The 22,220-nt window shown below is 72.4% G+C and carries 25 protein-coding genes, 1 tRNA gene, 1 pseudogene and 1 riboswitch; of the genes and pseudogenes, 9 read left to right on the top strand and 18 right to left on the bottom strand.

Going from position 1 to position 22,220, the window contains the following annotated elements; all coding sequences use genetic code 11:
• Positions 1-13: 13 nt before the first annotated feature.
• Positions 14-199 carry a DUF397 domain-containing protein gene (locus AC5WS8_RS29060; RefSeq protein ID WP_496106460.1) on the top strand — a complete coding sequence of 62 codons (186 nt, stop codon included), beginning with the start codon at positions 14-16 and terminating at the stop codon, positions 197-199.
• Positions 200-318: 119 nt separating this feature from the next.
• On the opposite strand, the gene AC5WS8_RS29055 is transcribed toward AC5WS8_RS29060, so the two are convergent.
• The 12 genes from AC5WS8_RS29055 to AC5WS8_RS29000 all read right to left on the bottom strand — a co-directional run bounded on the left by AC5WS8_RS29055 (position 319) and on the right by AC5WS8_RS29000 (position 11,432).
• The gene (locus AC5WS8_RS29055) at positions 319-564 is read right to left on the bottom strand and encodes a hypothetical protein (RefSeq protein WP_496106459.1); all 246 of its coding nucleotides are present in this window, start codon (positions 562-564) and stop codon (positions 319-321) included.
• Between the two features lie 629 nt (positions 565-1,193).
• Positions 1,194-2,066: an endo alpha-1,4 polygalactosaminidase gene (locus AC5WS8_RS29050; protein WP_496106458.1), complete on the bottom strand. Its 873-nt coding sequence runs from the start codon at positions 2,064-2,066 to the stop codon at positions 1,194-1,196.
• Between the two features lie 361 nt (positions 2,067-2,427).
• Positions 2,428-2,616, bottom strand: a complete 189-nt coding sequence (locus AC5WS8_RS29045) for a hypothetical protein (protein WP_496106457.1) — start codon at positions 2,614-2,616, stop codon at positions 2,428-2,430.
• A gap of 27 nt (positions 2,617-2,643) precedes the next feature.
• On the bottom strand, positions 2,644-4,086 hold the full coding sequence (gene gnd / locus AC5WS8_RS29040) for an NADP-dependent phosphogluconate dehydrogenase (protein ID WP_496106456.1): 1,443 nt from the start codon (positions 4,084-4,086) through the stop codon (positions 2,644-2,646).
• A gap of 154 nt (positions 4,087-4,240) precedes the next feature.
• Positions 4,241-5,497: an arsenic transporter gene (locus AC5WS8_RS29035; protein WP_496106469.1), complete on the bottom strand. Its 1,257-nt coding sequence runs from the start codon at positions 5,495-5,497 to the stop codon at positions 4,241-4,243.
• A 181-nt stretch (positions 5,498-5,678) separates the two neighbouring features.
• The gene (thiD, locus tag AC5WS8_RS29030) at positions 5,679-6,476 is read right to left on the bottom strand and encodes a bifunctional hydroxymethylpyrimidine kinase/phosphomethylpyrimidine kinase (protein ID WP_496106455.1); all 798 of its coding nucleotides are present in this window, start codon (positions 6,474-6,476) and stop codon (positions 5,679-5,681) included.
• Complete coding sequence (locus AC5WS8_RS29025) at positions 6,473-7,891, bottom strand: purine-cytosine permease family protein (RefSeq protein ID WP_496106454.1); 1,419 nt, start codon at positions 7,889-7,891, stop codon at positions 6,473-6,475. Before AC5WS8_RS29025 ends, thiD begins: the two co-directional genes overlap by 4 nt.
• A riboswitch (TPP riboswitch) is annotated at positions 7,883-7,977 on the bottom strand. (Overlaps the previous gene by 9 nt.)
• Before the next feature lie 87 nt (positions 7,978-8,064).
• Positions 8,065-9,396 carry a jacalin-like lectin gene (locus tag AC5WS8_RS29020; RefSeq protein WP_496106453.1) on the bottom strand — a complete coding sequence of 444 codons (1,332 nt, stop codon included), beginning with the start codon at positions 9,394-9,396 and terminating at the stop codon, positions 8,065-8,067.
• Between the two features lie 241 nt (positions 9,397-9,637).
• Entirely contained in the window at positions 9,638-10,267 is a 630-nt protein-coding gene (locus AC5WS8_RS29015) for an HhH-GDP family DNA glycosylase (RefSeq protein ID WP_496106452.1), read from the bottom strand.
• A 34-nt stretch (positions 10,268-10,301) separates the two neighbouring features.
• The gene (locus AC5WS8_RS29010; RefSeq protein ID WP_496106451.1) at positions 10,302-10,640 is read right to left on the bottom strand and encodes a DUF3140 domain-containing protein; all 339 of its coding nucleotides are present in this window, start codon (positions 10,638-10,640) and stop codon (positions 10,302-10,304) included.
• Between the two features lie 43 nt (positions 10,641-10,683).
• Positions 10,684-11,166, bottom strand: coding sequence for a Dps family protein (locus tag AC5WS8_RS29005; protein ID WP_496106450.1), 483 nt, complete (start codon positions 11,164-11,166; stop codon positions 10,684-10,686).
• Positions 11,163-11,432, bottom strand: a complete 270-nt coding sequence (locus AC5WS8_RS29000; protein WP_496106449.1) for a WhiB family transcriptional regulator — start codon at positions 11,430-11,432, stop codon at positions 11,163-11,165. Before AC5WS8_RS29000 ends, AC5WS8_RS29005 begins: the two co-directional genes overlap by 4 nt.
• Positions 11,433-11,636: 204 nt before the next feature.
• Here AC5WS8_RS29000 and AC5WS8_RS28995 point away from each other — a divergent pair, with 204 nt between their 5' ends.
• Together AC5WS8_RS28995 and AC5WS8_RS28990 are read left to right on the top strand one after the other, a co-directional pair.
• Complete coding sequence (locus AC5WS8_RS28995; RefSeq protein WP_496106448.1) at positions 11,637-12,830, top strand: thiolase family protein; 1,194 nt, start codon at positions 11,637-11,639, stop codon at positions 12,828-12,830.
• A 104-nt stretch (positions 12,831-12,934) separates the two neighbouring features.
• A complete protein-coding gene (locus AC5WS8_RS28990; RefSeq protein WP_496106447.1) occupies positions 12,935-13,708 on the top strand; it encodes a sulfite exporter TauE/SafE family protein in 774 nt (257 codons plus the stop codon).
• 2 nt (positions 13,709-13,710) lie between these two features.
• On the opposite strand, the gene AC5WS8_RS28985 is transcribed toward AC5WS8_RS28990, so the two are convergent.
• On the bottom strand, positions 13,711-14,490 hold the full coding sequence (locus tag AC5WS8_RS28985) for an HAD-IIA family hydrolase (RefSeq protein WP_496106468.1): 780 nt from the start codon (positions 14,488-14,490) through the stop codon (positions 13,711-13,713).
• Between the two features lie 45 nt (positions 14,491-14,535).
• Positions 14,536-14,595: pseudogene (locus tag AC5WS8_RS28980) on the bottom strand (hypothetical protein); the annotation flags it as partial.
• Here AC5WS8_RS28980 and AC5WS8_RS28975 point away from each other — a divergent pair.
• Positions 14,594-15,340, top strand: a complete 747-nt coding sequence (locus AC5WS8_RS28975) for a cobalt-precorrin-6A reductase (protein WP_496106446.1) — start codon at positions 14,594-14,596, stop codon at positions 15,338-15,340. The pseudogene AC5WS8_RS28980 and the gene AC5WS8_RS28975 sit on opposite strands and share 2 nt — an antisense overlap.
• Before the next feature lie 58 nt (positions 15,341-15,398).
• Here the strand turns inward: AC5WS8_RS28975 and cobF are convergent, their stop codons facing one another.
• Together cobF and AC5WS8_RS28965 are read right to left on the bottom strand one after the other, a co-directional pair.
• Complete coding sequence (gene cobF, locus AC5WS8_RS28970; protein WP_496106445.1) at positions 15,399-16,169, bottom strand: precorrin-6A synthase (deacetylating); 771 nt, start codon at positions 16,167-16,169, stop codon at positions 15,399-15,401.
• Between the two features lie 44 nt (positions 16,170-16,213).
• A complete protein-coding gene (locus AC5WS8_RS28965; RefSeq protein ID WP_496106444.1) occupies positions 16,214-16,738 on the bottom strand; it encodes a DUF309 domain-containing protein in 525 nt (174 codons plus the stop codon).
• 98 nt (positions 16,739-16,836) lie between these two features.
• Here AC5WS8_RS28965 and AC5WS8_RS28960 point away from each other — a divergent pair.
• From AC5WS8_RS28960 to AC5WS8_RS28940, 5 genes are all read left to right on the top strand, one after another.
• Positions 16,837-16,910: transfer RNA gene (locus AC5WS8_RS28960), tRNA-Pro, on the top strand.
• Positions 16,911-17,286: 376 nt separating this feature from the next.
• Positions 17,287-17,502, top strand: a complete 216-nt coding sequence (locus tag AC5WS8_RS28955; protein WP_496106443.1) for a hypothetical protein — start codon at positions 17,287-17,289, stop codon at positions 17,500-17,502.
• 47 nt (positions 17,503-17,549) lie between these two features.
• Positions 17,550-18,686, top strand: coding sequence for a molybdopterin-dependent oxidoreductase (locus tag AC5WS8_RS28950; protein ID WP_496106442.1), 1,137 nt, complete (start codon positions 17,550-17,552; stop codon positions 18,684-18,686).
• Positions 18,683-19,087 carry a hypothetical protein gene (locus AC5WS8_RS28945; protein WP_496106441.1) on the top strand — a complete coding sequence of 135 codons (405 nt, stop codon included), beginning with the start codon at positions 18,683-18,685 and terminating at the stop codon, positions 19,085-19,087. The genes AC5WS8_RS28950 and AC5WS8_RS28945 overlap by 4 nt, the downstream gene beginning before the upstream one ends.
• A 149-nt stretch (positions 19,088-19,236) precedes the next feature.
• Positions 19,237-20,289, top strand: coding sequence for an NAD-dependent epimerase/dehydratase family protein (locus AC5WS8_RS28940; protein WP_496106440.1), 1,053 nt, complete (start codon positions 19,237-19,239; stop codon positions 20,287-20,289).
• A gap of 67 nt (positions 20,290-20,356) precedes the next feature.
• On the opposite strand, the gene AC5WS8_RS28935 is transcribed toward AC5WS8_RS28940, so the two are convergent.
• Together AC5WS8_RS28935 and AC5WS8_RS28930 are read right to left on the bottom strand one after the other, a co-directional pair.
• Positions 20,357-21,469 (bottom strand): sensor histidine kinase, encoded by a 1,113-nt coding sequence (locus AC5WS8_RS28935; RefSeq protein WP_496106439.1) that lies wholly within the window; start codon positions 21,467-21,469, stop codon positions 20,357-20,359.
• Positions 21,459-22,184, bottom strand: coding sequence for a response regulator transcription factor (locus tag AC5WS8_RS28930; protein ID WP_496106438.1), 726 nt, complete (start codon positions 22,182-22,184; stop codon positions 21,459-21,461). The genes AC5WS8_RS28935 and AC5WS8_RS28930 overlap by 11 nt, the downstream gene beginning before the upstream one ends.
• Positions 22,185-22,220 lie beyond the last annotated feature (36 nt).

Genomic DNA, 22,220 nt, shown 5'->3' with positions numbered 1-22,220 from the left:
GGAGGAGATCAACGTGACTGTCGAACCAAACTGGCGCACCAGCTCCTACACCGGCACCGAGAACTGTGTCGAAGTAGCCGACAACAACCCCGCTGTCGTACTGGTCCAGGACACAAAACAACGCGACGCCGGCCGGCTGGCCCTCCCGCCGGCGGCCTGGGCCAACTTCATCGAGTTCGCGAAGCGGCTCCCTCTGTAACTGCGCCGCTCATATAGCGCTCGGCTCGAAGGCCCTGAGGGTTTGGCCGGTGGCCTGCATCGTGTTGGGAGCAGGGAGGGCTTACGCTCGCCGGCGGATCGGGCAGACACCGCCTGCCCTCAAGTGCCCGAGGAGCTGATCTGGCTTCGCTCGGCATCATCAAGCGCGTTGCCGATCCAGTTTCGAGCAGCCTTGGTGATCTCGCCACCTGCCACGATGAAGGCGTGGTCAACGAGAACTCTCTTGTTCGACTCCGGGTCTAAGATCTCGTGCGCCAGCATCATCAAGGCTTGATTGTGGATCTCGGCAACGTTCGCATTGCCAGCTTTCGTGACGCCGGATGCGTCGAGCTTGCCCTTCTCCACTTCCCAGCACGCCATCGAGTCTGGTTCCCGACAGCCTGGGCCGATCACCCACGGGCTGAAGCTCTGGGCCGCCGGCTAGTACCACGCCGGCTACAGGGACGCGGAGACCCGAACGCGCAGTGACTCAAACATCGGTGCGTCTCACACATTTCTCACAGACCTCCTCACGGCAGCCGGTGTGACAAGCCCCTGACCTGGACGTTTACGGGACTGCCTGGACTGTGTGGACGCTCTGACCTTGGGCTCAGCTACTGGAGGTCAAGGGGTCGCAGGTTCAAATCCTGTCGTCCCGACGGTGAGGTCGGACGTTTTCGCAGGCCAGGGGCCCTTTTCGGAGGCCCCTGACGTGTGAGCGGGAGCAATCCGGGAGCTCTCTGCCGCTTCCTGTGCTCCCATCGCTCCCAGCCGCCATGGTCGACGTCAGCGGAGGGCGTCGTACGGCGCGTTGCCATTTCTGATGCAATGCGCTTCAAGATCGCATCCATTGACATGCTCCACGGGACGAGATCATCGTCGGCCCTGGAGCTGGGTTCCCCCATCTGCGCCATGTCGACCCGGGCCGAAGATTCACGCGGACGACCTGGCCGTCTCCCTCCAGCCCGGCAGGTCGTCCGTGCGCGCGGCTCACGTCAGTTGGTCCTGCGCACATAGCCCGGGTTGTCCGGCGTGGCCACGTCCCTGTCCCGGCGCACGATGCTCAGCCGGTCGCCGTAGCCCGCGAGGGCCTTGCGCAGGCCGCTGTCCGTGTACTCGACGTCGACGACGTGGTTGTCGAAGGCCTTCGCGTACGCGTCGCACTCGTCGTACTGCCCGCACTCCTCCGTCACCGCGAAGTCGAGGCCGGTCCGCTTGCGCTGCCCGGCCAGATCGAGGGTGTTCTTCTGGCCTATGGCCAGATGGCGGGCGTGCGCGTGGGCCGACAGGAGGGTGATGAAGGCGGTGGCGTCCTGCGCGCTCAGCAGGTCGTCGGAGCGGGTGTAGCTGTCGTAGTTGTCCGGCTCGACCGCGTTGAAGCCCTTGGCGGCGCAGCCGTCGATCCACTGGTTGATCCGCCTCGCCACCCGGGCGCGCTTGGCTGCCGTGCCGATGTCGAGCAGTGCCTCGTTCCAGTCCCGGTCCATGACCACCTCGCCGCTGCTGTCCCGCAGCAGCAGGTCGGCGGGCCATGTCTTCTCGTCGCCCGGCTGGACCTGGAAGGCGTTGACGTAACAGATGTTGTAGAGGCCCGGCGCCGGGGAGGCCGTACGGTCACGGCTGACGACGCGGACTCCCCGCGGCGGAGGGTAGGCGCCCCCGATCTGGTAGTCGAAGCCGGCGTGCGGCGGTGGGAGCCTGACCGCGGTGGGAGCCGGCTTCTGCGATGCGGAGGCCTGCGACGGGCTCTGCCCTGGTGCCGTGTCCGAAGGGTCCTCCGTGTCGGCCTTGGTGCCGCAGCCTGCGACCGCCAGCAGGGCCACCACAGCGGCGGCCGCTCCGACACGGGCCACACGCATGACGGACATGTCCGCTCCATCCATCGCGAGTACGCCCCCCGCCTCGGACGCTGCCGCGGTCCTGGCGACTCGGGCCGGACTCGGACGGTGTCCGGCACCGGCTGGGCGCACCTCTGACGTGCCGGGCGACGACCCGGCACGCGCATGATCAAAGCGTCCGACGGCGGCCCGAGTCAAGGCGCCCGGTCACGCGACCCACTGACCTCGGATCCCCCGTACGCACCGACCCGGCGTTCTGCCGAAGTGCTCGATCCGGCGCTTGCGCAGGGCGCGTTGAGACGGTGGTCCTCGGTGGCCGGTGTCGGCCTCGCGCAGCGATCACCGGCTCACCGCGGTCGCCACGCTGTCCCGGGCAGTGCACGGAGGGGCCTCAGCGGCTGATCATGTGCCCGGCCGGACCGTGCAACGCGTCCTGGACGGCTTCGCTCAGCGTGGGGTGCGTGGTCGGTCCGATGGTGTCCGCGGCGGTGACGCCCATGACCTGCGCCGTGCGGGCGAGCACCGGCGACCGGCAGGCCGGGACGCCCGCGGCCCGCACCGTGGGCGTCGCCGGACTCACGCTCGGGGAGCCCGGCGACGCGCCGATTCAGATGACCTCCGTCTCCGTGCGGCCCGGCGCGCCCCAGAGGGTGTGGAAGCTGCCCTCGCGGTCTACGCGCCGGTAGGTGTGGGCGCCGAAGTAGTCGCGCTGGCCCTGGGTGAGCGCGGCCGGCAGACGGTCGGCGCGCAGGGAGTCGTAGTACGACAGCGCGGCGGAGAAGGCGGGCACCGGCACGCCCCGGCGGGCCGCCGTGGCGATCACCTCCCGCCACGGCACCTGCGCCTCGGCGATCTCCGAGGCGAAGCCCGCGTCCGACAGCAGGCTCACCAGGCGGGGATCGGCCGCGTAGGCGGCGCGTATGCGGTCCAGGAAGGCGGCGCGGATGATGCAGCCGCCGCGCCAGATCTTCGCGACCGCTCCTAGGTCGATCTTCCAGCCGAACTCCTTGGCCGCGTCCAGGATCATCTTCCAGCCCTGGTCGTAGGCGATCAGCTTGGACGCGTACAGGGCCTGCTCGACCTGCGCGGTGAAGCGCTCGGCCTCATATGGTGTCAGGTCCCAGTTCGTGCCACCGGGCAGCCCCCGGTAGGCGGCGCGCAGCGCGGACTGGCCGGAGGCGGCGCGGGCGAAGGTGGCCTGCGCGATCGCGGTCACCGGCGAGCCCAGCTCCAGCGCGGTCTGCACCGTCCAGCGCCCGGTGCCCTTCTGTCCCGCCGCGTCGGCGACGACGTCCACGAACGGCCGGCCGGTCGCCGCGTCGACGTGGGACAGCACCTCCGCCGTGATCTCGATCAGATACGAGTCGAGGCGCCCCTTGTTCCACTGGCGGAACACCTCGGCGATCGTGGCGGGAGCGTACCCGGCCACCTGGCGCAGCAGGTCGTAGGCCTCACCGATCAGCTGCATGTCGGCGTACTCGATGCCGTTGTGGACCATCTTCACGAAGTGCCCGGCGCCGTCGGTGCCGACATGCGTCGCACACGGTTCGCCGTCCACCTTCGCGCTGATCTTCTCCAGCATCGGGCCGAGCGCGGCGTACGACTGCGGCGAGCCGCCGGGCATGATGCTCGGCCCGTTGAGCGCCCCCTCCTCGCCGCCGGAGACGCCCACTCCCACGAAGTGGATGCCGCGCTCGCGCAGCGCCCGCTCACGGCGCCGGGTGTCGGCGAAGTGCGCGTTGCCGCCGTCGATGATCACGTCGCCTGGCTCCAGGAGTGGGGCGAACTCATCGATCACGGCATCGGTCGCCGCCCCCGCCTGCACCATGATCATCAGGCGGCGCGGTCGCTCCAGCGCCGCCACGAACTCCTCGGCCGTCTCGGCGGCCACGAACGTGCCCTCGTGTCCGAAGTCCTCGATCAGCGCCTTCGTCCTGGCCGGGGTGCGGTTGTGCACGGCGACGGTGTACCCGTTGCGCGCGAAGTTCCGGGCCAGGTTGCGGCCCATCACCGCGAGCCCGGTGACGCCGATCTGCGCGGTCGCCTGCATGCTGTGCTCCTTGGGTCCGGATCCGCCGCGCCCGTGTGGGGGACGGGCGCGGCGGATGTCGCTCGGTACGGCTCGTACCGCTGTACCGATGTACGGACGGAGGGGCGGGAGTTGCTCACCGCCCGGGAGCCCGACTGCGGGGCCGGGAGCCGGGTCATGTCCCGAGGACGTGCAGCGAGGTCCACAGCGCCACCACCGCGCCCGCCAGCGCGGTCGGCACCGCGACCGCGCCGAGGCGCGTGAACTCCCTGAGGTCGACGCCGTGGTCGTGCTGGTGGACGATGCGGCGCCACAGCAGCGTGGCCAGCGAACCGGCGTAGGTGAGGTTGGGGCCGATGTTCACGCCGAGCAGCACGGCGAGCACCGCTCCCGGGCCGGACGGGGCGGCCGGCGGCAGCAGCACCAGGACCGCGGGGAGGTTGTTGATCAGGTTGGCCAGCACGGCCGCCAGGGCCGCGACGCCGAGCAGCGCGGGCAGGCCGGTGCCGGCGGGGATCACATGGCCGAGAGCGCTCGCGAAACCGTTGTCGACGACCGCGCGCACCACGACGCCCAGCGCCGGCACGAACGCCAGGAAGGACGGCGCCGTCGCCCGCACGACCGTCAGCGGGGTGGCCCGGCGCCCGAGGATTCCACGCACGGCCAGCACCAGGGCCCCGGCCGCGGCCGACCATGCCGGGTCGACGCCGAACGCGGAGGCGACCACGAAACCCGCGAGCGTGCAGGCGACCGTCACCAGGGCGAACAGCGGCAGTCTCGGCGGCTCGCCGTGCCCCTCCCCGGTGGCCCCCGCGTCCAGGTCGTGGCGGAAGAAGCGCCGGAAGACGACGTACTCGACGGCCACCGCCACCAGCCACGGCAGAACCATCAACGCGGCGAAGCGGGTGAAGCTCAGCCCGGCCGCGCCGAACGCGAGCAGGTTGGTCAGATTGGAGACCGGCAGCAGCAGCGACGCCGTGTTCGACAGATGGGTGCAGGCGTACAGGTGCGGCTTCGGGCGGGAGCCCATCCTGGCCGCGGTGGCGAACACGACGGGCGTCAGCAGCACGACGGTGGCGTCCAGGCTGAGCACCGCGGTGATCAACGAGGCGAGGACGAACACCGCGGTCAGCAACCTTCCGGGACGGCCCGCCGCCCAGCGCGCCATCCATGCGCCGCAGGCCTGGAACAGGCCGTCGACGTCACAGAAGTGGGCCAGCACCAGCACGGCCGCCAGAAAGCCGACCACCGGGCCGAGGCGCTCGGCCTCGGCCCGGGCGTGGTCCAGGGAGATGGCGCCGGTGAGGATCGCGATCCCGGCGGCCGGAACGGCCCAGACGGCCTCCGGCAGTTCGAAGGGACGCACCACCGCGCCGGCCAGGACGGCGACGAGGAGCAGGACGGAGAGAGCCTCGGCGAGCGGGGGGTTCAGGGTTCGGTCCTTACGCGAAAGGATCGGCGGTGCTCGTCCATCACACCAGATCCGTCCGAGACGCTCTGACCCGAGGCTCCCTTGTATGCGTGGGGGTGTCTTCCGGGCTGCCGTGTCGTGTGCGTGGGGGTGTCTTCCGGGCTGCCGTGTCGTGCGCGCGGGCGCCTCTCCCCGGCCGCCGTCACGTGCGCGCGCGCAGCCTCCAGCCGTGGTCCACCGGTCCGATGCCGGCGCCGAGCGCGAAGCCCGCCGCGATCGCCTCCGTGACGTACTCCTTGGCCTGCCGCACCGCGTCGGGCACCGTGAGGCCCTGCGCGAGACCGACCGCGAGGGCCGAGGCGAGGGTGCAGCCCGTGCCGTGGGTGTGCCGGTTGTCGTGGCGCGGTGCCCGCAGCCAGTGTTCCCGCCGGCCGTCCGTGAGCAGGTCGGTGGCCTCGCCCGGCAGGTGCCCGCCCTTGACGAGCACCCACCGGGGCCCGTAGGCCAGCAGGCGGTCGGCCGCGCGGCGCATGCCGGCCTCGTCGGTCGCCGAGACGCCGGTCAGCTCCGCGACCTCGTCCAGATTGGGCGTCGTCACCGTGGCGAGCGGCAGCAGCCGGGTCCGTACGGCGTCCAGGGCGTCGTCGGCGAGCAGCCGGTCCCCGTGCTTGGAGACGCTCACCGGGTCCACGACGACCGGTGCGGGTGCGTCCGCGAGCAACTCGGCGACCGCCTCGACCAGCGCGGGCGAGGCGAGCATGCCCGTCTTGACCGCCTGTACGCCGATGTCGTCGACGACGCTGCGGTACTGGGCGCGCACCGCCTCCACCGGCAGTTCCCAGGCACCCTGCACGCCCACCGAGTTCTGCGCGGTCACCGCGGTGATCACGCTCATCCCGTGGGCGCCGAGCGCCAGCATGGTCTTCAGGTCGGCCTGGATCCCGGCGCCACCGCCGGAGTCGGAGCCGGCGATGGTCAGAACACGGGGCGGCGCGGTCATGCGCGGCCCTCCTCTCGGGCACGCGGGCGACTGGTCTCTCGTACGCGCAGCGGTGCGTAGAGCGCGAGGGCGACCAGGAACGCCACGTAGTAGGAGATGTCGCCGCCGTGCAGCGCGTGGGCGGCCGGGCCCGTGTACAGGCCGGTGTCCATGAACGGCACCGCTGCGGCGAAGGCGCCGGCGAACGCCAGCAGCGGCGGCCATCCGGAACGAGGCCGGGCGGTCGCGGCGGCGAGGTCGACCGCGGTGCCGCGCCGCACCAGCCAGTCGACGACCACGATCGCCACGAAGCCGGGGATCCAGTAGCTGACGAACAGCAGCACGTTCTGGAAGCGGGCGGTGGTGTTCGCCGCGTGCATCCACAGCACCAGGGGGAAGCCCAGCACCACGGCGAGGGCCGCTGCCAACGGACGCGGCAGGCGAACCCCGACGGTCTGCAACGCCAGTGAGCCGCTGTAGTCGTTCATCGCGTTGCTGGCGAGCGCCGCCAGCGCCACGGCCAGCAGCCCGAAGGCACCGGCCGCGCCACCGCCCAGCACATGGTCCACGCCCGCGGCCGTCTGGTCGGTGAGCACCGAGGCGCCCCACAGCCCGAGGACCTGCACGGCCACGAAGGACACCACGAGGCCGAGCAGCGTGCACCAGAACATCCGGGCGCGTGAGGTGGCGCGCGGCAGATAGCGGCTGAAGTCGCTGGCGTACGGCGCCCAGGACAGCGACAGGCTGAGGGCGATGGTGCTGGTCAGCACGAAGGCGCCGACCCGGTCCGCGCCGTGCGCGGTGCCCGTCCAGGCGGGGTGCACGCTGCCCGCCATGCGCAGGGCGATCAGCGCGAACGCGGCCGCCAGCACGAACGTCATGACGATCTGCAGCCGGTGGATCGCCTCGTAGCCGAGGACCCCGAGGGCTCCCTGCGCCAGCATCACCACCAGCACGCCCAGCCAGAACGGCCAGCCGGCGAGCCGTGCCAGCGCGTCCCCGCCGAACAGCCCGATCAGCGCGTCCCAGGCGATCGAGGACAGCCACTGCAGCACCCCGGGCACCACCACGGCGCGTCCGAACGCCAGCCGGGCGAGCGGCAGCTGGCCGGCTCCCGTGCGGCTGCCCCAGGTGCTCAGGTAGGAGGTGGGCACGGCGCCCAGCACCGTGCCGAGGACGACGGCGGCGAGCGCGGTGGTGAAGTCCAGGCCGAGCGCGATACCGATGGTCCCGGTGAAGACGCCGGTCATGGTCAGGTTGGGGGCGAACCACACGGTGAACAGCCGGCCCGCCCCGCCGTAACGATTCGTCTCGGGGACCGGCTCGATGCCGTGCCCCTCCACCCTGAGGTCGCCGGGAGCGGTCGGCATCCGCCCGTCGAAGACGGTGCACCGGCCGCCGGTGGGCAGCCCGCCCGAGACATGCGCCGATGGCATGAAAGACATCCCTCCGCCAGTGCGAACTGGTTCAGGTTCGACGGGTGTGATCTCAGCCCGCAGAGCGGGCACCCCGTGTCCGGTACGGCGGCAAGACTAACCCGAGGACGGGAATCAGCCACACGCAAGGGCCGCTGCCGGGTCAGCGGCCCTCGGGATGTCGTGCCGGCGGGTCAGCGCCGGGTGTAGATGAAGCCGATCTTGTCGACCTCGTCGCCGGAGCGCCCGTGGAAGCCCGCGATCTGCCAGCCGGGGGGCGCCGTACGGGTCACGCAGTCGGACGTCGTGGTGCCGCCCGCCAGGCTGCGGCCCAGATTGGTCGTGAACTTCGCGAAGAAGATCCTCGTGTGACCGTCGTACGGGCCCTCGCACAACTGCGCACTCGTCACGTACTCGTCGCTGCCCAGTGCCAGCGAGGACGCCGTGCCGCCCGTGCCGCCGTGGGCGAGCGTGGTGCCGTCCGTCAGCGTCACGCCGATCCGGTCGACACGGGAGCCGCTGCGCAGCGAGATGCCGGTCGCCCGGGCGCCGGCCGGGACGCCGGTGATGTCGTTGAAGTAGTCACCGTGCGGTCCGCCGAACCGGTCGCTGAGCCGGAAGGCGGAGTTGCGCGCCCAGCGGAAGGTCGCCGTGATCGGGTCGTGGTCGGAGAGCATCTTGCCGTCGCCGGTGAGGAACTGGGCGTGCTCGTTGGTGTACGCGGTGGCGTCGAGCGAGACCGGCTTGCTGCCCCGGTAGAGGATCTTGTCGACTACCTCGCAGCTGTCGGTGACCGCGTTCTCGTCGCACAGCAGAGGGTCGCTGCCCTTGGCGGGCGGGGTGCCGCCGCGCACCAGCCGGACCCAGGCGTCGGTGAGGCCGTTCGCGGTGGCGAACTCGGCGATCGTGTCGCCGGAGCGCGTGTAGCGGGTGTTGGTGTCGCCCATGACGACGACGGCGTTGCCCGCGGAGTGGGTCCTGATGAAGTCGGTCAGCTGGTTGAGGTTGTCCGCGCGCGAGGCCAGGTCGCCGTCGTTCGTCCCCGCGTTGGTGTGGAGGTTGTAGAAGTCCACGTAGACGCCCTCGGCCAGGCGCTCCCGCATGAACGTGAAACCCTTGGGAGTGAGGCAGTCGCCCGAGTCGTACTGGCACGAGTTCCAGTGCACGCGCTCGAAGTCGTCGGTGTCGTAGGGGATCGCGGACAGCGTGTTGAGTCCGCTGCCGATGCCGGCGCCGCCGCTGGTGGGCGTGCGGTACGGGTGGGAGTCCGAGGCGTACAGGTATGAGTGGTAGTTGAAGTCCTCCTGCACATGGACGATGTCGTAGGGGCCGAGCCGCGAGCCGATGGTCGTGGTGCTCGACTGGCGCGGTGTCGGCGCGCTGGAGATGCCCTCGGGCAGGCCGGCGACGTTGTAGCTGAGCACGTTGAACGTGCCCGAGTCGGCCGCCGCCGCGCTGGGCGCGGTGGCCGTGAGACCGCCGAACGCGGCGGCAGCCGCCGCGAGGGTGGCGAGGAGTCTGCGCATGGGGACGGCTCCTGGGGGGTGACGGGGGAATGTTGCGCACATGTCAAAATACGCGGCCGAGGAGCTCCGGGGAACGCGCTTTCTGCGGTTCCGGCGAAGATTTCATCCGGCGGTCGCCGAGGTGTCGGCGACCCCGGGGGGCGGCACCTTCGGTACCGGACCGGGGCCGGGACCGGGTGCGGGAAGGCGTGCGACGGGCGCTGCCCGGGTCGCCTGGCCCCGGCAGTCCCCGGGGCCACCCTCACGCCGCGTGCTCGCGCACTTCTTCCGCCAGCTTCTTGTCGAGTGCCGCGCGCACCAACGCCGCCGCCAGCACCGCCGGTTCGGTGTCCTCCGCCAGCTTCACCAGCTTCTCCGGGGCCTTCGGCAGCCCCAGCCGCTCCGCGCCCGACAGTGCCTTCGCGTCCAGATAGGGCGCCACCTCCGGCCACACGCGCTGCACCTCGCGCAGGAAGATGTCCGCGCCGGCCGGGCCGATCCCCGGTACCTCCTGCAGCAGTCGGCGCAGGGCGGAGACGTCCCCGTCGGCCTCCTTCCGCAGCCGCCGCAGGTCTCCGCCCCAACGCCGCGTCAGCAGCTCGGCTCCGTCGCCCAGTTGGGTCGCCGTGCGTTCGTCGTAGCGGCGGTAGCCGCCCCGCCCCAGCGCGTCGACCCGCTCCTGCCAGTCCGCCTCCGCCATGCGGCGCGGGTCCTTCAGGCCCGCCTCCCCAAGTGCCCGGACCGTGGCCAGGGCGATCGAGGAGCGGATGCGGGCACTGAGCAGCAGCGCCATCAGCAGCAGCCGGTACAGCGGCTGCGGGGCGTCCTTCAGCCGGATCCCCGCCTCCTCGGCGTAGGTCTGCCCGTGCTCGCCGACGAGTTCTGCGATCACCTCTGCGGCTGTGTCGTCCCGGCCCACGGCGGCCTCACCGCGACGCCTTGAGCGGGTCGTGCCCCAGCGTCATGAGCCGGTGGCGCCGGTGCTCGTCCTCGGCCTCCGGCTCGTTCTCCACGTCCACCTCGGAGGTGACCGTGTCCACCACCTTGCGCATCACCCGGACGTCGTCGTCGGTGAGATCGGTGCGCCGCTTCTGCAGAATCGAAAGGACGTGCCGCCCGGTGGGCGTGCCCGCCTCCTCCGGCAGCGGTTCGCTCTCCTCGTCGGCGTCCCGCACCCGCAGCCAGGTCGCCAGTTCCTGGGAGGTCATGTTCACCACCCGGTGGAAGTCCTCCCACAGCGCGTCCATCTCCAGGGCGTCGGTCATGGCGTACTCCTCTCGGCCCTCGACGGTTGGCTCCCGCGCCGGCTCACTCCCCGCGCGGCCAGTTCCCGGCCTCGAACATCCAGCGCTGCTTCTCCAGCTCCGCGGTGATCCCGATCAGCAGGTCCTGGGTGACGGGATCCGCCTCCGCGGTGGCTTCGATCCGCTTGCGCAGCCGCCCGATCGCCGCCTGCAGCGACTCCACCGTCAGACCCACGACGTCGGTGTCCCGCAGCCAGCCCTCCTTCGTGCCGGGCAGGCCGGAGTCGGACGCGACGGTCTCCGGGCGGCCGTCCGGCGGCACGCCGAGCGCGGACGCACGCTCGGCCACCGTGTCGGCGTACGAGCGTGCCGTGGCGACCACCTCGTCGAGCTGGAGGTGGATCGAGCGGAACCTGGGTCCGACGATGTTCCAGTGGGCCTGCTTCCCGATCAGGGACAGCCCGAGCAGATCCACCAGGGTCTCCTGCAGGGCCTCCCCGGTGACCCGGCGCGCGGGCTCGGGCAGCGTGCTGTGCACCACGGTCATCGAACGCTTCTCCTTGTCGGTCGGTTTGTCGGTCGGTCTCTCGTGGCACGGAGCAGTGCGGCACGCTCCTGCTCGCAGGTGCCGCCCCACACACCCGCCGTCTGCCCGCTGCCCAACGCCCAGTCCAGGCACTGGCCCATGACGGGGCAGCGACGGCAGACCCGCTTGGCGGCGGCGGTCTCCTCGACGGCCGGCCCCGCCGACCCGACGGGGAAGAACAGCTCGGGGTCCTCACCCACGCATGCCGCTTGCCGCAACCACTCCATGCGCGCCCGGGTCCCCAGGACCGATCAGGTGAAACCCGAGGAAAGCGCGCCCGCCCTCCCCTCCCACCGCCGGTGAGCTTCCCGGTGGCCGCCCGGCGGTCTATAGTCCGAAACTAGCGGTGCTAATTAACTGGCCCCGCTCCATGACCAGCGGTGCCGACAACTGGCTCCGCTCCATCACCGAGGCCGGTCAGGAGTTCCGTCGTGCGTACCGTCCACTTCGCGGCAGCCCGCCGCACACCCATCGGCAGGCTGCGCGGCGCCCTGTCCTGCGTGCGGCCCGACGACCTCGCGGCCTCCGTGATCCGCGGCCTGGTCGCGGACGTGCCCGCCCTCGACCCGGCCCGCATCGACGACGTCTACTGGGGTGCCGCCAACCAGGCCGGCGAGGACAACCGCAACGTCGCCCGCATGGCCGCCCTCCTCGCCGGCCTGCCCGAGTCCGTCCCGGGCGCCACCGTCAACCGGCTGTGCGCCTCCGGCCTGGAGGCGGTCACGACGGCCGCCCGCGCCATCGCCGCGGGCGAGGCCGACATCGTGCTCGCGGGCGGCTCGGAGTCCATGAGCCGGGCCCCCTTCGTCCTGCCCCGCCCCGACGAGGCCCTGCCGCACCGCCTCGAGACCGCCGACACCCGCCTCGGCTGGCGGCTGGTCAACCCGGCGATGAAGGACCTGCACGGCCTGCTCTCCATGGGCGAGACCGCCGAGGAGGTCGCCGAGCGGTACGGCATCCCCCGCGAACGCCAGGACGAATTCGCGCTGCGCAGCCACCGGCGGGCGGCCGAGGCCCGCAAGAACGGGCTCTTCGACGCCGAACTCCTGCCCGTGACCCGGCCCGACGGTGTCGTCGTCACCGCCGACGAAGGCGTCCGCGAGGACACGTCGTACGAGAAACTCGCCCGCCTCAAGCCGGTGTTCCGCGAGGGCGGCACCGTCACCGCGGGCAACGCCTCGCCCATGAACGACGGCGCCGCCGGACTCCTCCTCGTCAGCGAGGAGGTGCTGAACGAGCTCGGTCTCGACTCCCTCGGCCGGTACGTGGCCGGGGCCTCGGCCGGTGTGCACCCGGACGTGATGGGCATCGGCCCCGTCCCCGCCACCGAGAAGGCCCTGGCGCGAGTCGGCTGGACGGTCGGCGACGTCCAGGAGGCCGAGCTCAACGAGGCGTTCGCCGCACAGGCCCTCGCCTGCACCGACCGGCTCGGCCTCGACCCGGAGCTGGTCAATCCGACCGGTGGTGCCATCGCCCTCGGCCACCCGCTCGGCTGCTCGGGCGCCCGCATCCTGACCACCCTCCTGCACCGCATGCACCGCACGGGCGCGGCCCGCGGGCTCGCGACCATGTGCGTGGGCGTGGGCCAGGGCAGCACGGTGCTCGTCGAACGTCCCCAGGTGTAGGGCGAGCGGCGCGGGTCGGCGGCCCCGGGGCACCACGCCGAGGGCCCATCCGGCGAGACCCCGCCTGACGTGGCCGGATGCGTGGGCATAGCATCGGTCCCCGCATGAACACGATGACGCTGTGGGACATCTCGCCGTGGGGGTTCGCGGCGCTGGCCGCCGCCGCGCTGCTCGTCGGCTTCTCCAAGACCGCCGTGAGCGGCGCCAACACGGTCAGCCTCGCCGTCTTCGCCGCCGTCCTGCCGGCCCGTGCCTCCACCGGCGTCCTGCTGCCGATCCTGATCGTCGGCGACGTCCTCGCCGTCCTCACCTACCGCCGCCACGCCCACTGGCCCACCCTCTGGCGCCTGTTCCCGGCGGTCGCCGCGGGCGTCGTCGTCGGCACGCTGTTCCTGGTGTGGGCCGACGACGCGGTCGTACGGACCTCGATCGGCGCGATCCTGCTGCTGATGGCGGCGGTCACGGTGTGGCGCCGCCGCCGTGCCGACCGGGACGACGCACCCGACGCGGTGACCTCGCGCGCGGGTCGCGTCAAGGCCCGCTCCTACGGCGTCCTCGGCGGCTTCACGACGATGGTCGCGAACGCCGGCGGCCCGGTGATGTCCCTGTACCTGCTCTCCGCGGGCTTCCGCAAACTGGGTTTCCTCGGCACCTCCGCCTTCTTCTTCCTGATCGTCAACGTCTCCAAGGTGCCCTTCAGCGCCGGTCTCGGTCTGATCGACGGCCGTTCCCTGCTACTGGACGCGGCGCTCGCGGTGTTCGTGCTGCCGGGCGCCGTCATCGGCAGATGGGCGGTGACCCGCATCAACCAGCGCCTTTTCGAGCACCTGGTGATCGCGGCGACCGTGGTGGGCGCCCTCCAGCTCCTGCTGCGCTGAAGCTATCCGAGCAGCGCCGGGAGGTCCGCGAACGAGTCGAGGACGTGATGCGGCTCGCCACCCGCGTCCCGGTGGGTCTCCGGCAGGTACTTGCCGGTCCTGACCAGGACTCCGGTGAGCCCGGCGCGCTGCGCCGCGAGCACATCGGACTCGATGTCGTCGCCCACCATCAGCGCGTGGTCGGCACTCACTCCGAGGCGTGCCAGTGCGGCCTCGAAGAAGGCGGGCGACGGCTTGCCGGTGACCTCGGCCTCCGTGTGCGCCGCCCGCTCCAGACCGAGCAGGAACGCCCCCGAGTCCAGCTGCAGCCCGCGGTCGGTGCGCCAGTACAGGTTGCGGTGCATGGCGACCAGCCGCGCACCCTGCTGAAGGTGGCCGAAGGCCCGGTTGAGCGCCGGGTAGTCGAACTCGGGGCCGGCACCACCGAGGATCACCACGTCCGGCACGGTGTCCTCGTCGTCGACGAGAAGGACGTCCGCCAGGTCCTCCCGGATGTCACCGCTGGTCAGCAGCGAGCACCGCGCCCCCGGGCAGTGCTCGGCGAGGTACGCGGCGGTGACCGCGGGCGCGGTGAGGACGTCCGCGGCGGTCACGGGGAAACCGGCCGTGGACAGGGTCTCGGCGATCGAGGCGCGGGTACGGGACGTCGTGTTGGTGACCAGGGCGACCGCGTACCCCGAGTCACGGATCTCCCGCAGCGCCTCGACCGCACCCGGCAGCGGCTGCCACGAGACGGTGAGGACGCCGTCGATGTCGATGAGGACGGCACGCACTGCGTCGATGTCGGGCATGCCAGGACGATAACGAGCACCGTGCCCGACGGCCGTACGGCATGCGGGAAGGCTTCCGCACCACGTGATCCGAGGCAGCCGTACCCTCGTCGTCATGTCCCCGCACATCCTGGTCCTCGGCGGCACCACCGAGGCACGCGAACTCGCCGCGGCTCTGGCCTCCCGCCCCGGCGTCCGCGTGACCACGTCCCTGGCCGGGCGGGTGTCCCGGCCGGGGACCGTCCACGGCGAGGTACGCGTCGGGGGCTTCGGGGGCGCGCAGGGACTGGCCGTCTGGCTGCGCGAACACCGTGTGGACGCCGTGGTCGACGCCACGCACCCGTTCGCCGCGGGCATCACGGCCCACACGGCACGCGCCGCCGCGGCCACCGGCGTCCACGCCGTGGTCCTGCGCAGGCCCGGCTGGCGCCCCGGCCCCGGCGACCGCTGGCACGAGGCGACCTCGCTCACCGACGCGGCGGACCGTCTGCCGCGCCTGGGCCGGCGCGTCTTCCTGACCACCGGCCGAGGCGGCCTCGCCTCCTTCGCTCACCTGACGGGTCTGCACTTCCTGCTGCGTTCGGTGGACCCGCCCGAACCGCCCATGCCACCGGACACGCAGGTGCTGCTGGCGCGCGGACCGTTCACGCTCGAGAACGAGACGGCGCTGCTGCGCGAGCACCGCATCGACGTGCTCGTGACCAAGGACAGCGGGGGAGAGGCGACCGCCGCGAAGCTCACGGCTGCCCGGGAACTCCGCCTGCCGGTCGTCGTCGTACGCCGCCCGCCCCTGCCGCCGGGCGTGACGGCGGTACCCGACATGGCGGGCGTACTGGCCCGGCTGGGGCTCCCAGGGCTGTGAGCAGGGCGCGGGCACGGCCGGTACTCACCCGGGGTTTCCGCGCAGACCGCACCCCCCGCTACTCCCGGGGACGCCTGCGGAGCAGGTACGTGTCCATGATCCAGCCCTTGTGCTCCCGCGCCTGGGCGCGCAGCCGCTCGATGCGCTCGGCCGTCTCGGCGAGGGGGCCGGAGACGAGCATCTCGTCCGGCGTGCCGATGTACGCGCCCCAGTAGATGTCCATGTCCTGGTCCGCGTACTTCCGGAACGCCTGGTGCGCGTCCAGCATCACCACCACGTCGTCGACCCCCTCCGGGAAGCCCTCCGCCAGGCGGCGGCCGGTGGTGATCTGCACCGGCCCGGCGACCCGGTTGAGTCCGGTGCGGTGCTTCGCGACGAGCGCCGAGACGCTGCTGATGCCCGGCACGACGTCGTAGGAGAACGTCACCGTGCCCCGCTCCAGTACCTCCTGAAGGATCCCGAGCGTGCTGTCGTACAGCGCCGGGTCTCCCCACACCAGGAACGCGCCGCTCTCGTCCTCGCCCAGCTCCTCGGCGATGAGCCGCTCGTAGATCCCGGCGCGCGCCGAGCGCCAGTCACCCACCGCGGGGGAGTAGGCGGCGCCGCCCGCGGCCCGGTCCCGCTCGGGGTCGCGCGCCTCGACCAGGCGGTACGACCCCTGGGGCAGGTGTGCGTCGAGGATGTCACGGCGCAGCTGCACCAGGTCGGACTTCACCTCGCCCTTGTCGAGGAGGAAGAACACGTCGGTGCTCTTCAGCGCCTTCACCGCCTGCAGGGTCAGCTGGTCGGGGTCGCCCGCCCCGATGCCGATGACATGAATCTTTCGCACGCCCCGAGTCTGCCGTACGCCGCCGACGGTCCCCGCGGCCGGCCCTACGACTCCGCCCCACGCAGCCGGGGCGCCGACGCCCGAGGGTCGACGGCCGCCGCGTCCCGCTCCACCGCCGCCGCCAACTCCCGGGCCCAGCAGGCCAGCCCGGCCACCTCCAGCCCGTACGGCCGCTCCCGTCCCGTGCCGGACGCCCACGCCTCGACGGCCCCGGCACCGCGCCGCAGCAGCCGGGCGCCCCCGGTCACATTGCCCCGGGCCGCGTGCGTCAGGCCGACCGCCAACTGCGCGAGCCCGCGCCACAGGCCACGCTCCTCCTCGGGCCCCGACTTCCAGGCGTCCTCGAAGACCTCGTGCGCGTGGAACGGCTTTCCGTCGTCCAGCAACTCCTGTGCCTCGGTGACGGTCTCCTCCGGGGTGCGCACGACGCCCTCCGGCTGGCGTGCCACGCCTTGCACCCCGTACGGCAGCGGCCGCCCCAGACCGTCCCGGGGCCGCGCGTTGCGGGCCCGCCCCTCCGGGTCCCGGTCGCGTCCCCGGCCCGCCCGAACTCCCGATGCGTCGCTCATACCCCGATTGTCCCGCCTCACCGGCCCCTTCGGGGCACTGCCCGTGGTGGGGTAAAGTGCTGTCCGCGCGATCACGCGGGACACCGCGCGAGACGCACCGGGACGTGGCGCAGCTTGGTAGCGCACTTGACTGGGGGTCAAGGGGTCGCAGGTTCAAATCCTGTCGTCCCGACGGTGAAGTGGGATGTTTCCGCAGGTCAGGGGCTCTCTTCGGAGAGCCCCTGACGCGTGAGCGGGACCAATCCGGGAGGTCTCTGCCGCTCCCCGTGCTCCCATCGCTCCCAGCCGGACGCGGCTACCTCGTCGAAGGCCCTGAGTCCCTCGCGGCATGAACAACCGCCCACAGAACCCGTAGCGGTTCGGCGAGGCAGGAATTACCTCTTGGCGTGTCCATGAAGACGGAGGGGCTTCCGACGAAAGCCAAGGCTCTGGCACAGAGAGGAGGTCATACGTACAACAACGCTGCTGCGGGCCGCCCGGCCGCCCTGCCGTCGTGTATGCCTGCGGCCGCCTGAATGCCCCCGGAGCAGGGTCACGGGCATTACGTGGTGAACGGCGAGCGCCTCGTCGGCCAGGTCCGCGCCCCGGTCGGCGGTGAGCCACAGGCGGACGAGGACATCGAGGTCGGCCCCATGGTCTCGACGGCGCACTTCGACCGCGACGGGCGGCACGGGGCGGCTCGTCGTGGCCGGGTCGACCGCCCGGGGACACACCACCACCAGCAGCAGGGGCCGCGGTGCCGACGGAACGTCCGCGTTCCGTAAGGGTTCCATTGTTCCGTGGCCGCCCCGTGCCGAGTGGGATGGGGGGCATGGAACTGCGTTTCTCTCCGCCGGTGTTCAAGGGCAGGCTGCACGACGCCCGCACGGCCACGTCGATCGGCCGGTGGCTGGGGGCGGCGTTCGCCCTCTGCTTCGTCACCGGGTTGGTCAGCCACTTCATGCAGCATCCTCCGGGCCGGCTGGCCGACAGCATTCCGAGCCGCCCGGTGTGGGGTTACCGGCTCACCCAGGGGCTTCATGTCGCCTCTGGCATCGCGGCGATCCCGTTGCTGCTGGCGAAGCTGTGGGCGGTGTATCCGCGGTTGGCGGAGTGGCCGCCGTTGCGGTCGGTCAAGCACGCGTTCGAGCGGCTGTCGGTCGCGGTGCTGGTGGCCGGTGCCCTCTTCGAGTTGGCCTCCGGGTTGTTGAACACGGCCCAGTGGTATCCGTGGCCGTTCGCGTTCGTACCCGTGCACTACGCGGTGGCCTGGCTGGTCGTCGGGGCCCTGCTGCTGCACATCGCGGTCAAGGCCCCCGAGATCAGGGCGCACTGGACCCGCCGGTCGCCCGGGACGCTCGCCCTGCCCGCGCAGGACGGTCCCGACCGGCGCTCGCTTCTGGTCGCGGTGGGCGCTGCCGTCGGGGCCGTCACGGTGACCACCGTGGGCCAGTCCTTCACGCCGCTGAAGGGGCTTCTTCTGTTCGCGCCCCGCCACCCCGACCGGGGCCCGCAGGCGCTGCCGGTCAACCGGACCGCCGCCGCGGCGGGGGCCGGCGGAATCACTGCCGAGGAGTACCGCCTGGTGGTGGCCGGCCCGCAGCCGTACACCCTGACCCTGGACGAACTGCGCGCCCTGCCGCAGTACGAGGTGGAGTTGCCGATCGCATGCGTGGAGGGCTGGAGCAAGTCGGCGCGCTGGACCGGCGTACGGGTCGTGGATCTGCTGGACCGTGCGGGGGCGCCGGTGCACGCGCGCGTACGGGTGGTGTCGCTGGAGCCGAGGGGCGCCTACCGGGTGTCGGAGATGGGGCACGAGCACGCCCGCGACCCGCTGACCCTGCTCGCCCTGCGCCTGAACGGCGAGGAGCTCCACCCCGACCACGGATACCCGGCGCGGCTCATCGCCCCCGACCGGCCGGGCGTGCTGCAGACCAAGTGGGTCGGGCGTCTGGAGGTGTCGGCGTGAAGGCGCTGCGTGCGGCGGCGGGTGCGGCCGGTGTGGCGCTCATGGGTGTCGGGGTGGTCTTGCTGCGGGACGTCCGCGACCCGGCAGATGTGCTGGAGTGGCTCGGCGGAGCGCTGCTCCTGCACGACGCGGTGATCGCCCCGCTGGTGCTGCTGGCCGGGCTGGTGCTGGTGCGCGGCGGTCTGCGCGGGCCGGTCCGCGGAGCCCTGCTCGTCGCGGGGGCGCTGACGACGGTGGCACTGCCGGTGCTGCTACGGCCGGGCAGGACGGCCAATGCGTCGGTGCTGCCGTTGGACTACCCGCGCAACTGGCTGATCGCGATGGCGGCCGTGACGGCGGTGACCGCGCTCTGGACGGCCGTGCGGGCGTTCCGGCGTGGCCGGCGGCGGCCCGAGGCGTGACCTGCGCCGCTGCCCGGCGGGCCCTCGCCGTGCCGACGGCGGCGTCCGCATCCGGCGGGGACGCATGGGGGTACGGGAAGCCTTACGAACCCCTGACGTCCTCGCTCCGAGCGGTCCGCCACCGCCTGCGCGCCTCTACGGTCGGTGGCATGTTGATCCTGGTCACCGGAGGTGCGGGTTTCATCGGCTCGCACATCGTCACCGCCCTCGTCGCCGCAGGGCACGAGGTGCGCGTCCTCGACGCGCTGCTCCCCGCCGCGCACCGCACTGCCCCGCCGATCCCCGACGGGGTGGACCGGCGGCACGCCGACGTCCGCGACGGGGAGGCCGTGGCCGACGCCCTGCGGGGCGTCGGCGCCGTCTGTCACCAGGCCGCGATGGTCGGTCTCGGCAAGGACTTCACCGACGCCCCGGACTACGTGGGCTGCAACGACCTCGGCACCGCGGTCCTCCTGGCCGGTATGGCCGAGGCGGGTGTGCGCCGCCTGGTGCTGGCGAGTTCGATGGTGGTCTACGGCGAGGGACGGTACGAGTGCTCACGGCACGGCGCCGTACGGCCCGGGCCGCGCCGTGTGGCGGACCTGGAGGCGGGCAGCTTCGACCCCCCTTGCCCGCACTGCGGCGCGCCGCCGGCCGCCGGCCTGGTGGGGGAGGACGCCCCGGGCGATCCGCGCAATGTCTACGCGGCCACCAAACTGGCCCAGGAACACCTGGCCGCCGCGTGGGCGCGGGCGACCGGCGGGCGGGTCGCCGCCCTGCGCTACCACAACGTGTACGGTCCCCGGATGCCGAGGGACACCCCCTACGCGGGTGTCGCCTCCCTGTTCCGGTCCGCGCTCGCGCGCGGCGAGGCCCCGCGCGTCTTCGAGGACGGCGGGCAGCGGCGGGACTTCGTCCATGTCCGGGACGTCGCCGGCGCCAATCTCGCGGCGCTGGACGGCGTGGACGGCCTGCCGGAGGGCGGCTCGCGGGCGTACAACGTCGGCAGTGGGGAGCCGCACACCGTGGGCGAGATGGCCGCCGCGCTGGCCGTGGCGTACGGCGGGCCGGAGCCGGTCGTCACGGGGGAGTACCGGCTGGGCGACGTCCGTCACATCACCGCCTCCTCGCAGCGACTGCGCGACGAGCTGGGCTGGAAGCCGCGGGTCGCCTTCGCCGAGGGGATGGCGGAGTTCGCGGTGGCGCCGCTGCGGGCCGGGTGAACCGGCGCGGCGCCGCCGCCGCGGGTCGGGGTGAGCCCGGCCGGTCCTCCCTCGGGTCCTCGTCCTCTCAGACCGCCGCGGGCAGGTGCACCTCGAACCGGCAGCCGCCCGGAACGTTGTGCACCGCTGCGCGCCCCTGGTGGGCCTCGACGATGCCGCGCACGATGGCCAGGCCGAGCCCCGCCCCGGCCGGCGGTGTACGGGCGTGCGTGCCACGCCAGCCGGTGTCGAAGACGCGCGGCAGGTCCTCCGGGGGGATCCCACCGCAGCCGTCGGTCACCGACAGCACCACCCGGTCCGCCTCACGGCGGGCCGAGACGGCGACCGTGCCGTCGGCGGGTGTGCGGCGGATCGCGTTGACCAGCAGGTTGGCCAGGACCCGGGACATCTCGCGGCCGTCGACCTCCACCGGCACGGAGTCGACTCCCTCGCCCACGAGCCGTACGCCGTGTTCCCTGGCCAGGGCGTCGACCCCGGCGATGGCGTCGCCGACGAGGTCGTAGACCGACATCCGGGCGGGGGACAGGGCGAGCACACCGGCCTGGATGCGGGAGAGCTCGAACAGGTCGCTGACCATGGCGCTCATGCGCTCGACCTCCGCCCGGATGCGGGTGTGGTACTCGCGGGGATCGTCGACCATGCCGTCTTCCAGGGCCTCCGCCATGGCCTGCAGGCCGGCCAGCGGGGTGCGCAGGTCGTGGGAGATCCAGGCGACCAGTTCCCGCCGGGAGGCTTCCAGCGTGCGTTCACGTTCCCGCGAGGCGGCCAGCTTGGCGCTGGTCGCAGCCAACTGGCGGCTCAGTTCGGCGAGTTCGGCGGTCGGTGCGGCGGCGGGCGGGGTGAAGCTGCCGTCGTCACCGAGGGCGCGGGTGGCCTCGGCCAACTCCCGGCTCCCCCTGACGACGCTGCGGCCCAGCAGGAGCGCCACGACGAGGGAGACGGCCGTGGCCATGGCGCACACCGTCGTCACGACCCACAGATCGTGGTCGGACAGGAACATCGCCCAGGCCACCAGCATGGTTCCGGCGAGCATGGCCGCCACGGTGACGGCGGCGACCGCGGCCAGGGACGCGGCGACGGAGCGCTTCCGCAGCACCCGCAGGGCCACCGCTCCCAGCAGCCCGGCGCCCGCCGCGCCGATCGCCGCGTAGAGCGCGATGAGGAGCACGTCACCGACCATGACCGGCCTCCGTTTCCGGCGCGGAGGGAGCGTCGAAACGGTAGCCGATGCCCCAGACCGTGCTGATCAGGCGCGGGCGGGCCGGGTCGTCCTCGACCTTCTCGCGCAGGCGCCGCACATGCACGGTCACGGTCGACAGGTCGCCGAACTCCCAGCTCCAGACCCGCTGCATCAACTGTTCCCGGCTCGTGGCCTGCCCGGGGTGCCGCATGAAGTACTCCAGCAGGTCGAACTCCCTGATGGTCAGGGGTAGTTCGGTGCCGTCCCGGGTGGCCCGCCGGGCGGTGGGATCGAGGGCGAGCGGGCCGGCCCGCAGCCACGGCTGCGCCGTCTCGGCGCGGACGGCCCGTGCCGCGCCGGCCCGGCGGAGCACGGACTCCACCCGGAGCACCAGTTCCCGGGGGCTGAACGGCTTGGTGACGTAGTCGTCCGCACCGACCTCGAGGCCGAGGATGCGGTCCTCCTCGTCGCCGCGCGCGGTCAGCATGATCACCGGGAGTGGTCCGGCCGTTCGCAGGCGGCGGCAGACCTCCAGGCCGTCCATGCCGGGCAGCATCAGGTCCAGTACCACCAGGTCGGGCGGCCGGGCGGAGGCCCGGGCCATGGCGGTGGGCCCGTCGGCGGCGACGTCGACGGTGAAGCCCGCCCGGTCCAGATAGCCGGCGACGACCTCGGAGACGGTGGGGTCGTCGTCCACGACGAGTACGCGTTTCACATGACCGAGTCTCACACCCCGATCCCGTCGCTGACG

The organism is Streptomyces sp. PTL18 (genome assembly GCF_059510295.1).
Note: the sequence above shows the minus strand (reverse complement) of the source record. Positions and strands in the feature narration are given on the sequence as shown.

Bases quoted from the DNA above. Each gene is read 5' to 3' on its own strand.
- AC5WS8_RS29050 (WP_496106458.1), bottom strand. From the start codon at position 2,066: ATGTCCGTCATGCGTGTGGCCCGTGTCGGAGCGGCCGCCGCTGTGGTG.
- gnd (WP_496106456.1), bottom strand. From the start codon at position 4,086: ATGCAGGCGACCGCGCAGATCGGCGTCACCGGGCTCGCGGTGATGGGC.
- thiD (WP_496106455.1), bottom strand. From the start codon at position 6,476: ATGACCGCGCCGCCCCGTGTTCTGACCATCGCCGGCTCCGACTCCGGC.
- AC5WS8_RS29025 (WP_496106454.1), bottom strand. From the start codon at position 7,891: ATGCCATCGGCGCATGTCTCGGGCGGGCTGCCCACCGGCGGCCGGTGC.
- AC5WS8_RS29020 (WP_496106453.1), bottom strand. From the start codon at position 9,396: ATGCGCAGACTCCTCGCCACCCTCGCGGCGGCTGCCGCCGCGTTCGGC.
- AC5WS8_RS29010 (WP_496106451.1), bottom strand. From the start codon at position 10,640: ATGACCGACGCCCTGGAGATGGACGCGCTGTGGGAGGACTTCCACCGG.
- AC5WS8_RS29005 (WP_496106450.1), bottom strand. From the start codon at position 11,166: ATGACCGTGGTGCACAGCACGCTGCCCGAGCCCGCGCGCCGGGTCACC.
- AC5WS8_RS29000 (WP_496106449.1), bottom strand. From the start codon at position 11,432: ATGGAGTGGTTGCGGCAAGCGGCATGCGTGGGTGAGGACCCCGAGCTG.
- AC5WS8_RS28990 (WP_496106447.1), top strand. From the start codon at position 12,935: ATGAACACGATGACGCTGTGGGACATCTCGCCGTGGGGGTTCGCGGCG.
- AC5WS8_RS28975 (WP_496106446.1), top strand. From the start codon at position 14,594: ATGTCCCCGCACATCCTGGTCCTCGGCGGCACCACCGAGGCACGCGAA.
- AC5WS8_RS28965 (WP_496106444.1), bottom strand. From the start codon at position 16,738: ATGAGCGACGCATCGGGAGTTCGGGCGGGCCGGGGACGCGACCGGGAC.
- AC5WS8_RS28950 (WP_496106442.1), top strand. From the start codon at position 17,550: ATGGAACTGCGTTTCTCTCCGCCGGTGTTCAAGGGCAGGCTGCACGAC.
- AC5WS8_RS28940 (WP_496106440.1), top strand. From the start codon at position 19,237: ATGTTGATCCTGGTCACCGGAGGTGCGGGTTTCATCGGCTCGCACATC.
- AC5WS8_RS28935 (WP_496106439.1), bottom strand. From the start codon at position 21,469: ATGGTCGGTGACGTGCTCCTCATCGCGCTCTACGCGGCGATCGGCGCG.